This window comes from Flavobacterium cyanobacteriorum, assembly GCF_002251835.1.
GTDB classification, from domain to species: Bacteria; Bacteroidota; Bacteroidia; order Flavobacteriales; family Flavobacteriaceae; genus Flavobacterium; species Flavobacterium cyanobacteriorum.
Genome location: NZ_NOXV01000210.1, coordinates 1 through 11936, shown reverse-complemented (window position 1 = coordinate 11936; position 11936 = coordinate 1). Strand labels below are relative to the sequence as shown.

Below are 11936 nucleotides of genomic sequence, written 5' to 3'. Positions count from 1 at the left end.
GCAAAAGCGGGCGGCGGGGAGGATGCCGCTACAATCGGGGCTATACCCATCGGCAGTGTTCCGAAACATCGGATAATCCTACCAGGCAACCCAGCCAAACCATCAAAAGCTAAAAAGGCCTGCAACCGCAAGCCTTTTATGATTTTTAATCCTGATATATTATTATTGCATGTACTTCATCATCAGCTGCTGAAGGCCCATACCCCATTCCTGGCCAACAGCTTGTGATTGCTGATACAAGACAGAAGATTTTGAGTTAAATTTTTTACCTACAGGGCTTTCATAGAACTTAATGGCTGCCTTTATATCTTCATGTGTAAATTCTTTCATATAAATTTCAGCTATTTTACCCATCAGGTCTTTTATTGAAGCATTAAGCTCTTTTTTAAAGTCGGCCTGTTTTTCAGCAGGTATGTTCTTTACAATGTCCTGCGTAAGCATTTCGAAGGTTTTTGCCTGCCCGCTCATGTCAAGATATTTAATCACATCCTGCTTAAAAGCATCCTGGGCCGCTGCTACATTAGCTACAAGGGCAAATACTGCCACAAAAAATAATTTTTTCATCTGTTTTTAATTAAGGAATATTAAGGTATTTATGTGTTTGTAAAGATACACGCCATTTTGGATTATTCATAACATAATCCACAATAAGTGGTGTTACCTGTTCCCTCTTGCTCCATTCGGGCTGTAGGAACAATACTGCATTACTGTTAACTTTTGCGGCCTGTTCTTCCGCAAAAACAAAATCATGGCGGTTATGTATTATAACTTTTAGTTCATGGGCATGGCCATAAATATCGCCAACGGGCAATTTCGTTTTTTTTGGTGAAAGGCATATCCAGTCCCAATAGCCTGTTAAGGGATAAGCCCCTGAAGTTTCAATATGTACTTTCATGCCCTGTGCCCTGAGCAGTGAAGTAAGGGGCGCCATATCCCACATGAGGGGTTCACCGCCTGTTACCACCACGGTTTTTGAAAAACGTGCGGCATTACCTGCAATAGCATCAATAGCTGTGGGCGGATGAAGCTCCGCGTTCCAGCTTTCCTTTACATCACACCAGTGGCAGCCTACATCGCATCCGCCAACACGTATAAAATAAGCAGCAGTACCCGTATGGAAACCTTCACCCTGTATGGTATAAAATTCTTCCATTAGTGGGAGCAATTCCCCCCGGTCAACAGCGGCTTGTATATCCTCTTTCAGCATCGTAGTGAATTAGCCCGCAAAGATACAATGCATTTATCAAATAAAAAACCTGCAGCGTTAACTGCCGGTTTTTATATTATAATTTGCTTAATTGTGTTTTAGCATACTGGTCGTTCGGGTCCAGCTGAAGCACTTTATTAAAATATTCTTTTGCCTTTGGCTTGTCCGTTACGGCATAATAGGCCCCTGCATTGGAATAAGCCTCTATCAGGTTCTTAATTACTGATGCCTTAGATGTTTCAGCAGTACCTTTGGCAGTTACTATTTTGATATATTCATCATAGTGCGTGCCCATTACTGCGTAAGATTCAGGTGTCTGGAGCTGCTGGTTCACTTTGGCCCTGTACAGGTGCGCGTCTTGTGATTCGGCAGACAATTCTATAACTTTTGCGAGGGCTGCATCCGCTTTTTCAAGTTGTGCCTTATTGGCTTTTTTAGCTTCAGGTGATTTGTTAACATGGTCAAAGAATATAGAATACCCAAGGTAAAAGTTGTCATAAAAAGCGTTCTTATTATCAGGGCTCGCCGCTGCCACCTCAAAAACAGCCGAGGCCGGGCCGTATAATTTTTGTGCAAACAGCTTTTTGCCTATATCATTGTACTCATTAGCTATTTTAGGGTCTTTTTCGACAGCTTTTTTAAGATTTTGAATTGCTAGTTCAACTAATTGAGTGCTTGTAGGCTGGCTGCTGCCAAGTGTATTTACTTTTCCTGCTCCTGAAGTGGTAACTGTACCATCTTTTGAAATTATTGCTACATTCCCTTTAGAATCCCTTGTGGTAACGGTACCATCTTTTGAAATTATTGTTTCATTCCCTTTAGAATCCCTTGTGGTAACGGTACCATCACTCGAAACGGTACTTGTATTTCCTTTAGAATCGGTTGTTGTAACCGCACCATCTTTAGAAGTAACTACGGAAGATACTGGAGCAGCACCTTCGGCAGCTATGGCGAGTTGAGCCAAACCTAAATAAAGATAATCACGGGCTATCACTCGCTTAGGGTCAACCTTCGCTATGAATTCGTTAATGGCTTTCAGGCTGGCATTGTAGTTGCCATTTTCATAAGAAGAATAAGCAAGATACCGTAGAATGACAGGGTTCACCTTGTCCATCTGCTGCATTTTCTGAGCTTCGGCCTCAAGTGCTTTGTAATCGCCTGCCAGGAGGAGGAAATCAGCATGCCTCATCCTCGAGTTAAGCGAGTAGTCTGTCAGGCTCATGTATTTTTCATAATATTCCAAGGCTTTTTTGGTATATTCAGAGTATTTTGCGGGTTCTTTTTTGCCCCAGTAGTAATACGTTTCGGCAAGCTCCCTGTACACCGGCCCGTAATTAGGGCTGGCAGCCACTATAGTATTGAACGCTTTAACGGCTTCGGGGAAAGCGGCTCCGGTATTTTTAGTAATAACCGCCAATTGCAGTTCTGCACGTACAAGGCTTTTGTCGTATAGGAGGGCATTCCTGTAGGACTTATAAGCTTCATTTTGGTCCCTGTCACCATAGTAAGCATCACCAAGGCTTAAATGAGCCTGTGCATTTTTAGGGTCGCGTGCTACGGCATTATTAAGTACAGCAATGGCTTTTTTATAATCCGGCTTTTCTGCGTTTATGTAAGCACGGCCAATGTAAATCAGCTGCTCAACATCTTTTTTCTTTAAAGCACCGGTTACAGCGTCAAACTTAGACTGTGCAGCAGCTGCATTGCCGCTGTTAAGATCAATCTGGCCAAGGCCAATAGTGTTATATTCGGGATTATTCTTTACTGCCTTGCCCCTGTTAAAATAAATAGCGGCAGAGTCAGCTTCTTTCTGCCTTAGGTAAACATCTCCCAGCAGGAAGTAGTTTTTACCCTCGTCAGGTGATGAAGCAATTAAAGATTTTAAAATTGTTTTAGCCTTTTGGTACTGTTCCGCATCTATAGCTTTTTTGGCCTGTTCGGCGTCCTGTGCCGTAACGGCATTAAAAGCAAGCAATGCAAAACCAATTACTTTTAAATTTCTCATTTTTATAAATTTTATTCCTTTGTTTTTATATTAAAGTTCATTCCGCACCTCAAGTTCCCTGGGAGGAATCTTTACCGGCATCAATCCGGACTTCAGTATAATGCGCTGCCCCTCGGGTGCACTTATATAAGTTGCAAAACCCATGCCCAAACCTAACTTACCCTGGTAATTTAACACGTACAGCGTGCGGGTGAACGGGTATAAACCTTCTGCAATATTGCTCTGGTTAGGTTTATAGTATTTTTTAGAAACATTGTTTTTTTTAACATTATCAATGGCTAAAACCTTAATGTTTTCTACATATTGTGTAACATTGCCCGGAGGCTGCAACAACCAGTTCAGCCCTATCACACCTATGGCGCCGTTATTATCATGGACATATTTAAGGACATCTTCATTAGTTTTGAGGGCGAAAACATTTTTAGACGGCACGGCCGAAACCCCTGCAAGCCCTTTAAGATAGGACAGAGAGCCGGAACCGGGACTGTCAAATACAAGTTTGCTTATAGAGGAGGGCCTGCCCCTGAGCACATTGAGCACCTGCTCCACGTCTGCAATACTGTCTTTATACTGCCTGTTTACAACCAGGGCGAGGGCATCAAAAGCAAATTCAGTTACTTTAGGCTGAATCTTCTTATTCCGGAAATGTGCTTCCTCGGAAGATGTCAGTTTTCTGGAAAGGACAGCCACACGGGCCGTATCACTCAGCAATGCACGGACTACTTCATTTTCGGGCAGGTTAACCTGGGTAATAAAAGCCCTGTCATATACATTATGAAAAACAGCAAGCACATCCTCTACAACAGGTTGCACAGCATTATCAACAAGTATGGCTGCTTTACCTGATGTAAGTGTTTCCTCAATAACCGGCTCAGCTTTTTCCCTGCATGAAAATACAGCAAGGAAAACAAAAATAAAAACAACGGATAGACTTGTTATCTTCATATTATTTAATATTTACCGTGATTGGCACATTATACTTAACACGGACAGGTTTATTATCCAAGTAACCTGGCTCCCACTTTTCAGGTATTGTATTAAACAGCCGTAATGTTTCACGCCCCAAACCAAACCCGGGATCTTTTACAATAGTAATTTCAGACATTGACCCATCTTTTTCGACTATAAAACTTACAATAATTTTGTGTGTACCTTTTGCTGCATTAACCGGAACTTTCAGATTCTTATGTATATATGAAAAAAATTGATTCTGCCCGCCCGTGTATTCAGGCTGAACCGTAACTTCGGATGCTTCATACACCGTTTCCTCAGCCTCCCGTTCCTGAGAAAAGCAAATGGATGAAAAAAGAAAAAGCAGTAGTAAAATAATTTTTTTCATGACCTGTAATTTTGAATCAGCCGAACGAACCGGAAAAAGGCATATACAATCAAAACAATTCCTAAAGCAAGCCTACGGCCTGATGAAAGAGGAATTGGCAGCTGTTTCCAGAATATGACCATACAGCCCAGTACAAGGTACATTAGAAAGAACACTATACCTAAAACAAACAGAAATCGCTGTATGGGCGATTTCTGTATCTGGTATCGGGATTCTCTTTTTTTATAAGGCATCCTTTCTAATACTAAGACTTAATATTAATTTTTATAGGTAAGCTATAGCGCGCCCTGACCGGTTTACCATTCTGTATTCCCGGCTGCCATCTTGTTTTTATGGACTTGAGTACACGTTCTGCTTCTTTACCCATACCGTAACCCGGGTCTCTCACAGCTTTAATATCAGTTATGCTACCGTCCTTTTCCACTACGAACTGAACAATAATATTTACGCTCATATCCTGATCAAGTTCCGGCACCCTGAAATTTTTATTAACATAATTTAAGAAAGCCTGTATGCCACCCGGGAATTCCGGCTGCACCTGAAGCCCGGCCGTGTTATAAATATTATTATCTGGGACTTCAACACCTTTATCAAGGTCACCTGACGGCTTGTCAATATTAATATCGCCTGCATTAGGGTCGCCCTTGGCATCCCGTGAACTTGGATCAGCATCTTTAAACTGCTCAATTTTCGGAGGGTCTTCAGGCACTTCTTCTTTTTTAGCGGCTTCAAGAGGCTTGAACTTAACTTCATCTACCACTGATTTTGGGGCCTGCATCTGCTCTACCGGCGGTGGCGGTGGCGGAAGCGGCACTTCTTCAGGTGGCGGCGGAAGTTCAATAACTTCAATTATCTTTTCTTCTTCCTGCTCCTGCCCTTTAGCAGCAAGGTTATTAACCAGCTCATATATTTTTGGCAGTGCTACCACAAAAGAAAACAGCACGGCACCCAGAATAATAGCCTTAACAGTAGTTTTAGGATTTTCTGAACGGAGCTGGTAAGCACCGTATTTCTTGTTACGGCCTTCGAAGACCATATCAATCCATCCGGGTTTAAATATATTTAATTTAGACATAATTAATCGTTTTTGGTTAGCGCGAGGATTAATATAATCCTGTTTTCTTCAACAAGTCAATTTCACCTGGCGTAATATCACCAATAGCATAGAGCTGAGGATCGGTAATTGCCATTTCATCCAGCATATCTACAAGGTTTTTATATGATGCTTTATCACTTGCCTTGATATTCACTACCAGTCCCTGGTCAGGCTTGCCATCTTTTGCTGCAAGCGTTTTTCCGAGTTTAACATTCTTCAGGAGGTCTTTCCTGATACCGTTCTTGCCAAACACAGTTTCTGTTGGCGGAATGGTTGGGGTATCAAACTTACCCATATACCACAAGACCCTGTTATTGCTGCCGATAAGGATAGTCATAAGGCGCTCTTCGGGAATTTTAGTATTGTCCTCAATCTTCTTTTCAGGATCTTTATCCGGCATGGCCAACGGCATTGACTGAGGCTTTGACAGTGTTGTAGTAAGCATGAAGAAGGTAATCAAAAGGAACGCGAGGTCAACCATAGCTGTAAGGTCAACGCCGGGGTTCATTTTTTTACTTCTTACCTTGCCGCCTTTGCCACCATCGCCGCCGGTATTTAATTCTGCCATTTTGTTTTATCTTTTTAAATTAATTAAAAATTCTCGTTACGTAAACCGGTTACTAAAAAGAACCTGTTTTTCTTCTGGTCCTGGAGAATATCAATTACCCTTTTTACGGTAGGATATTCTTCTTTTGCATCGCCTTTAATAGCAATGTCAAGGTCTTTGAAAGCCGTTGGCTCAAGCTCGCCTGACTGAATCCTTTCATTCAACAGTGTCTTGTTTGCTTCCCTGGCTTCCTTAATCCAGTCGCGAAGCTGGTTATTAACAGAATCATAAGGTATACCTTTCTGCAGCCCTTCAGCATTCCTTTCATTAACGCCTAATTTAAGTAATCCTTTTAACTGGTTTAGCGGAACGCCAAAACCTTCCATATTAGAAAAAGTTTCATATTCCTGCTCTGTAAAAGGCACTTTATATATACCGGAAATCCGCTTTAGGGTTTCCCTCCTGAGCTCTTTCCCGGGGATAGTAAAGAAAACGCTCTTGTCACCTATAGTAATGGTTGCCACACCTTCTTCAGGAAGCTTATCAAGCACTGTTGAAGCCGGCGTATCAACCACTTTAGGTTCAGGCTGCTTTGCTGTAGCCGTCATGATAAAGAACGATAACAGAAGGAAAGCCACATCACACATGGCGGTCATGTCAATCCTCGTGCTCTTCTTTGATACTTTTACTTTAGCCATTTAATTATTAGCTTTTAAAGAGGCTGAAAGCACATTATTGCACTTTCAGGCCCCGTTATGTTATTAACTCTTTTATCGTGTATTGTTTAGGCATTGTTAGCACGAGCCCTGAAACGCCTGTAAGTTTGGGTTATTGCAAACCCGGCCTCATCGATAGAGTAAGTTAGTTTGTCAATTTTAGAGGTAAACGAGTTGTAAGCGATAATGGCAAGGGTAGATGTAGATATACCTGTTGCAGTGTTAATAAGCGCTTCAGAGATACCATTTGCCAGCTGTGCGGAGTCAGGAGTTGAACCGGCACCAAGTGCAGAGAATGCCTTGATCATACCTGTTACCGTACCAAGAAGGCCCATAAGCGTACCAATAGATACAAGGGTTGAAATGATAACAAGGTTCTTTTCAAGCATTGGCATTTCAAGAGAAGTAGCCTCTTCAATTTCCTGCTGGATGGCAGCCTCAGCCCTTTCGCTGTCAAAACCTTCCCTTTTCACTTCTTCATATTTCATAAGCCCCGCCCTTACTACGTTGGCTACGGTACCCTGCTGCTTGTCGCATTCTGCGATAGCTTCATTTATGTTACCGGCAGTAATCTGATTTTGTACTTTCCTTACAAAAGTCTCAACGTTACCTTTACCTGCCGCTTTGCTTATAACAAGCAGACGCTCAATTGAAAATACAACTGACATTAAGAACAACCCCATTAGTACCGGTACCACATAACCGCCTTTATATACCATTGCCAGATAATTCCCTTGCTCAGGTTCCCCTTCAGGATTGTTGTCTACGAAATTAGAAGGGTGGCCCATTATGAATTTCCACACTAAAATACCAACTACAATACAAATAATCATCGCCAGCCCTGCGAATAAATTTGACCCTTTTGAATCACCTTTTTTTTCAATTTTCTGAATAGATGCGTTTGCCATTTTTTTTAAGATTAAGTTTTTCTGATTTTAGATAAAAGTTTCTTATTGTTAAATTATTTTTTTATTAAGATGGGCAAATTTAAATTATTAAGACATAAAAAAAAATCATTTTATTTTTTTTCTTGTTTCTTAACAATAAATTAAAGCAATCTTATGTATTTGGAAACACCTCTTACCATAAAATTTATTAAACAAAAATAATTATTCGTTTTTAAGAAACCCTTATCATTATTAATTATTATATATTTATATAGATTATGTATAAATAACATAATTCTGCTGTTTTTATTGCGGAGGCATATTATTTTTATCCATTTAAATTTAAATTATAATTATGAAAGGCTTATATATTATAGTACTGCTTGTACTTTCTAACGTGTTTATGACACTTGCCTGGTATGGGCACCTTAAATTCAGGGACCTCAAGTGGTTTGAAAATCTTGGGCTTATAGGCATTATTTTTATAAGCTGGGGCCTGGCATTGTTTGAATACTTTTTTCAGGTGCCTGCTAATAAATTGGGGTACAAAGAAAACGGAGGGCCATTTACGCTGCTGCAATTAAAGGTGCTGCAGGAAGTAATTATACTAATAGTTTTCACTATATTTATGATAGTGTTTTTCAAGAACGAAACTTTGAGGTGGAACCATGCTGTGGGTTTTGGCTTGCTGGTGCTGGCCGTTTATTTTATTTTTAGAAAATGAAAAAATATATAGTACAGAAAAAACCGTTTCTTGTCCCTACTACTGACGGAAAACGAATTGAAGAGCATTTTGGTTATGCATCGGCAGGGGGCGGAACTATTTCCATAGCACATATGATGGCACCGCCTCACTGGAGCGAACCCTTCCAAAAACCCGAATTTGATGAATATACCTATGTGATTAGCGGGCGGAAACAATTTATAATAGAAGGCGAAACGATAGTACTGCATGCCGGGGAATCAATAAAAATTGAAAGCGGTGCCAGGATACAATATTCTAACCCTTTTGATGAGCCTTGTGAATATATTTCGGTTTGTACACCTGCTTTTTCATTAGAAAAAGTGCACCGTGAGGAACAGACTATTTAGGTATGCCCTGTAAAAGGTCAAGTATACGACGCTCTGTTTCGGGGCTGTCCCAGTTATCCTCAATACCACTTATAGCCATAATCTCATCCATAATAGCTTTTTGGTGGTCGCCTATGGCAAGCGCTTCGGCATAAGGGCGGTAGCTAAATGTAACCCTGCTGTATAGGGGGAGCCAGAGCTGCGGGTGCTTTTCAGAAAACCATTTTTCAATTTTCTTGCGTAGCAGGAACCTGGGATCTGCCGTGTCGCTGCTCATCTCTATGAAATTACGGTAAGACAGTTCCGCAATAGCATCGGCATTTGGCTTTCGCTCCTGCTGGTATTTACTGAATATGGTTTTCCAGTCATCGCCATGCTCCTGCATCAGCCGGTTAAGCACCGTAATATCTTCAAATCCGGCGTTCATGCCGTGCCCGTAAAAAGGCACTATGGCATGGCAGGCGTCGCCTATTAGTGCAATTTTATCTTCATACGTCCACGGATAACATTTCATGGTAACCAGCGTACTGGTAGGATTTTTAAAAAAATCCTCTACGAGTTTTGGTATTACATCTACAGTGGAAGGGAAATGAGTAGCGAAAAAAGCTTCAAGGGTTTCTTTATCCCTGAGAGCCTCAAAAGAGTTTTCACCTTCAAAGGGCATAAAAAGCGTGCAGGTGAAGCTGCCGTCGAGATTGGGCAGCGCTATCAGCATAAACTCTCGCCTTGGCCATATATGCAGTGAATTTTTATCAAGTTTGTGGGTTCCGTCAGGATTGGCGGGAATATTCAGTTCTTTGTAACCAATATTTAGAAATTCCTGTGAATAGTTAAACATACTCTGGCGCTGCATCCTGTGGCGCACCCTTGAAAAAGCGCCGTCAGCACCAAATATTTTGTCATATTTCAGGTCTTCCCAGGCCCCTCTTTCGGTTTCGCCGATGTGCAGTGTAGCTTCCGTCAGGTTTACATCCCATATCCTGCTGTTGAAGAAAAATTCAACACCGGCCTCTTCTGCCAGCGATATCATTTTCCTGTTGAGCACACCCCTTGAAATGGAAAAGATGCATTCGCCTTCCTGGCCATAATACTGGTAAGTAAGGGGCTGCCCCACCAGGTGTATGGCACGCTTATCCATAGGAGTGGCAATTTTTCGTATTTCTTCCCCTATCCCGATATCATTTACGGCGCGCCAGCCCCTGTGGGACATGGCCAAATTTATGGAACGCCCTGAAAACTGTATCGTCCTGATATCGGGACTCCTGTCAAAAACATGGACTGTATGGCCTGCTTTTTTAAGGTATATTGCCAGCAGGGAGCCTACAAGTCCCGAGCCAACTACGGCAATTTTTAAAGAAGTTTGCATGTATCACAATAATAAAGGTACAAAAGTACTTAATAAAAAATAAACGCCTGGGTTTTAGGCATTAATTATACCGTATGACTTTATTAAGAAAATTTTGACTATTAAAGTATTCTTAATGAAAAGAGTAAGCTGGCATTTATTAGGTAATTTTAATCTGCTAACTATTTAAAATTACAAATTATGAGAGATTTAATCTGGTTGATTGTTGTTATCCTGATCATAGGATGGCTGGTAGGATACTTCGGGTTTCAGGAATCTGTAGGTAATCTAATCCACATTTTGCTTGTGCTTGCCATCATAGGTATCCTATACAGGCTGGCTGTGGGGAGAAGGCCGTAAACAAGTGGCTTCAATAACCCTCCAACATAGCAAGACAACACCCTCAGTTACTGGGGGTTTTTTATTGCCGGCGCTACCAGCTCCATTAGCCGTAATGCATTAAAAGCGGCATATCCCTCCTGGTCATTATCAAAATAAATATAAACATCTTTACCGCTGGCAGACCAACTTTTACAACTGGCGGCCCACCATTGCAGCGCTTCTTCACTATAACTCCCCTGGTATTTGCCCCCGGGGCCATGTAGCCTTATGTAAATGAAGTCTGCTGTTACCTCAAGAGGCGATATATGCCCTGCCAGCTCATAAATACAAAAAGCGCAGTTATGCTGTTTTAGCAGGCTGAATACCTCCCCGGTATACCAGGTAGCGTTCCTGAACTCAAATGTGTAGCGGTGGCGGGCAGGGAGTAGTTGTAAAAAATCCCTGAACCTTTCCAGGTCCAGTTGCCAGCCCGGCGGCAGCTGGAACAATATGACACCGAGTTTCTGTTGCAACCCTTCTGCATTTTGCAGAAAATAAGCCAGTGACTCATCGGCATTCCTGAGCTTTTTTAGATGGGTAATATATCTGTTGGCCTTAACTGCAAATACAAAATCATCCGGCGTGCTGTTATACCACTTTTCAAATGTCTGTCTTGGCGGAAGGTGATAAAACGGATTATTCAGCTCTACAGTGTTAAAGAATTTTTTAAAATGCGTAAAATGATCCTTAACCTTAACTTCTGCAGGATAAAAATTTCCTCTCCAGTGCTTATAGCTCCAGCCGGAAGTGCCAATATGTATTTTGCCCTGCATCATCTGGTAACTTATATTTTTTGAAGGTAATGATAATACCATTGTATTTGTATTAGGGCAGTGTTAAAAAGCGATTTCAAAAATGGCCTGGCTGTTGCGGGCAGTTTAAATTAGGCTGATATTTTAATGATGCCAAAAAAATTAAGGGGCTATTCTAAAATTTAAATGAAAGGGAAGACAACAGAATGAAAACAATTGAAGCATCCGGAAAGCCATTATATTTTCTGCGGCGGCCACCTTTGAAATCCTGATTTAAAACGGCATGCCAGATTGCGAAACTGGAAAAGGCGCTTTAGGAGAGTATGTATGGCAATAACCGGATTGTACAGGCTAAAATATTTTTACCAGGCAGCATGTGTTTCAATTACAAAAATCACCTTGGCGGTATCAAAAGACAATGTATGGCCGGTTACCGCAATGCATATACGCTACAGCCCGCTTACGGCTTGCGGAGCGGCTGACCCAGAAAAACAGTGCATTTTTTTAAAAAAAAATAAATTCCGGAACACATCCAAGACTGCAAAAAAAAGAAGCCGTCTCAATACTTAAATTTTGAGACGGTTTTTTAT

The 11936-nt window shown here is 41.4% G+C and carries 14 protein-coding genes; 3 read left to right on the top strand and 11 right to left on the bottom strand.

What is annotated here, in order from left to right:
- Window positions 1-162 precede the first annotated feature (162 nt).
- The 9 genes from CHU92_RS04725 to CHU92_RS04680 all read right to left on the bottom strand — a co-directional run bounded on the left by CHU92_RS04725 (window position 163) and on the right by CHU92_RS04680 (window position 7818).
- Complete coding sequence (locus tag CHU92_RS04725; protein WP_094413119.1) at window positions 163-564, bottom strand: DUF2059 domain-containing protein; 402 nt, start codon at window positions 562-564, stop codon at window positions 163-165.
- Between the two features lie 10 nt (window positions 565-574).
- Entirely contained in the window at window positions 575-1207 is a 633-nt protein-coding gene (locus tag CHU92_RS04720) for a 7-carboxy-7-deazaguanine synthase QueE (RefSeq protein ID WP_094413117.1), read from the bottom strand.
- 76 nt (window positions 1208-1283) lie between these two features.
- On the bottom strand, window positions 1284-3212 hold the full coding sequence (locus tag CHU92_RS16080; protein ID WP_243389556.1) for a tetratricopeptide repeat protein: 1929 nt from the start codon (window positions 3210-3212) through the stop codon (window positions 1284-1286).
- A gap of 30 nt (window positions 3213-3242) precedes the next feature.
- Complete coding sequence (locus CHU92_RS04710) at window positions 3243-4157, bottom strand: PstS family phosphate ABC transporter substrate-binding protein (RefSeq protein ID WP_094413115.1); 915 nt, start codon at window positions 4155-4157, stop codon at window positions 3243-3245.
- A gap of 1 nt (window position 4158) precedes the next feature.
- Window positions 4159-4551 (bottom strand): energy transducer TonB, encoded by a 393-nt coding sequence (locus CHU92_RS04705; protein ID WP_094413113.1) that lies wholly within the window; start codon window positions 4549-4551, stop codon window positions 4159-4161.
- A 244-nt stretch (window positions 4552-4795) separates the two neighbouring features.
- On the bottom strand, window positions 4796-5626 hold the full coding sequence (locus tag CHU92_RS04695; RefSeq protein WP_094413109.1) for an energy transducer TonB: 831 nt from the start codon (window positions 5624-5626) through the stop codon (window positions 4796-4798).
- Between the two features lie 28 nt (window positions 5627-5654).
- Window positions 5655-6215, bottom strand: coding sequence for an ExbD/TolR family protein (locus CHU92_RS04690; RefSeq protein WP_094413107.1), 561 nt, complete (start codon window positions 6213-6215; stop codon window positions 5655-5657).
- Window positions 6216-6238: 23 nt separating this feature from the next.
- Complete coding sequence (locus CHU92_RS04685) at window positions 6239-6892, bottom strand: ExbD/TolR family protein (protein WP_094413105.1); 654 nt, start codon at window positions 6890-6892, stop codon at window positions 6239-6241.
- A gap of 86 nt (window positions 6893-6978) precedes the next feature.
- Window positions 6979-7818 (bottom strand): MotA/TolQ/ExbB proton channel family protein, encoded by an 840-nt coding sequence (locus CHU92_RS04680; RefSeq protein ID WP_094413103.1) that lies wholly within the window; start codon window positions 7816-7818, stop codon window positions 6979-6981.
- A 334-nt stretch (window positions 7819-8152) separates the two neighbouring features.
- On the opposite strand from CHU92_RS04680, the gene CHU92_RS04675 reads away from it, so the two are divergent.
- Window positions 8153-8521 carry a DMT family protein gene (locus CHU92_RS04675; RefSeq protein WP_094413101.1) on the top strand — a complete coding sequence of 123 codons (369 nt, stop codon included), beginning with the start codon at window positions 8153-8155 and terminating at the stop codon, window positions 8519-8521.
- Complete coding sequence (locus CHU92_RS04670) at window positions 8518-8889, top strand: cupin domain-containing protein (RefSeq protein WP_094413099.1); 372 nt, start codon at window positions 8518-8520, stop codon at window positions 8887-8889. The genes CHU92_RS04675 and CHU92_RS04670 overlap by 4 nt, the downstream gene beginning before the upstream one ends.
- Here the strand turns inward: CHU92_RS04670 and CHU92_RS04665 are convergent.
- Window positions 8882-10234: an FAD-dependent oxidoreductase gene (locus CHU92_RS04665; protein WP_094413097.1), complete on the bottom strand. Its 1353-nt coding sequence runs from the start codon at window positions 10232-10234 to the stop codon at window positions 8882-8884. The genes CHU92_RS04670 and CHU92_RS04665 overlap by 8 nt on opposite strands.
- A 180-nt stretch (window positions 10235-10414) precedes the next feature.
- Here CHU92_RS04665 and CHU92_RS15530 point away from each other — a divergent pair, with 180 nt between their 5' ends.
- On the top strand, window positions 10415-10573 hold the full coding sequence (locus CHU92_RS15530) for a lmo0937 family membrane protein (RefSeq protein ID WP_129583011.1): 159 nt from the start codon (window positions 10415-10417) through the stop codon (window positions 10571-10573).
- A gap of 47 nt (window positions 10574-10620) precedes the next feature.
- Here the strand turns inward: CHU92_RS15530 and CHU92_RS04660 are convergent, their stop codons facing one another.
- Window positions 10621-11409, bottom strand: coding sequence for a DUF72 domain-containing protein (locus CHU92_RS04660; protein ID WP_243389555.1), 789 nt, complete (start codon window positions 11407-11409; stop codon window positions 10621-10623).
- Window positions 11410-11936 lie beyond the last annotated feature (527 nt).

Coding starts and splice junctions, on each gene's coding strand:
- CHU92_RS04725 (WP_094413119.1), bottom strand. CDS start 564: ATGAAAAAATTATTTTTTGTGGCAGTATTTGCCCTTGTAGCTAATGTA.
- CHU92_RS04720 (WP_094413117.1), bottom strand. CDS start 1,207: ATGCTGAAAGAGGATATACAAGCCGCTGTTGACCGGGGGGAATTGCTC.
- CHU92_RS16080 (WP_243389556.1), bottom strand. CDS start 3,212: ATGAGAAATTTAAAAGTAATTGGTTTTGCATTGCTTGCTTTTAATGCC.
- CHU92_RS04710 (WP_094413115.1), bottom strand. CDS start 4,157: ATGAAGATAACAAGTCTATCCGTTGTTTTTATTTTTGTTTTCCTTGCT.
- CHU92_RS04705 (WP_094413113.1), bottom strand. CDS start 4,551: ATGAAAAAAATTATTTTACTACTGCTTTTTCTTTTTTCATCCATTTGC.
- CHU92_RS04695 (WP_094413109.1), bottom strand. CDS start 5,626: ATGTCTAAATTAAATATATTTAAACCCGGATGGATTGATATGGTCTTC.
- CHU92_RS04690 (WP_094413107.1), bottom strand. CDS start 6,215: ATGGCAGAATTAAATACCGGCGGCGATGGTGGCAAAGGCGGCAAGGTA.
- CHU92_RS04685 (WP_094413105.1), bottom strand. CDS start 6,892: ATGGCTAAAGTAAAAGTATCAAAGAAGAGCACGAGGATTGACATGACC.
- CHU92_RS04680 (WP_094413103.1), bottom strand. CDS start 7,818: ATGGCAAACGCATCTATTCAGAAAATTGAAAAAAAAGGTGATTCAAAA.
- CHU92_RS04675 (WP_094413101.1), top strand. CDS start 8,153: ATGAAAGGCTTATATATTATAGTACTGCTTGTACTTTCTAACGTGTTT.
- CHU92_RS04670 (WP_094413099.1), top strand. CDS start 8,518: ATGAAAAAATATATAGTACAGAAAAAACCGTTTCTTGTCCCTACTACT.
- CHU92_RS04665 (WP_094413097.1), bottom strand. CDS start 10,234: ATGCAAACTTCTTTAAAAATTGCCGTAGTTGGCTCGGGACTTGTAGGC.
- CHU92_RS15530 (WP_129583011.1), top strand. CDS start 10,415: ATGAGAGATTTAATCTGGTTGATTGTTGTTATCCTGATCATAGGATGG.
- CHU92_RS04660 (WP_243389555.1), bottom strand. CDS start 11,409: ATGGTATTATCATTACCTTCAAAAAATATAAGTTACCAGATGATGCAG.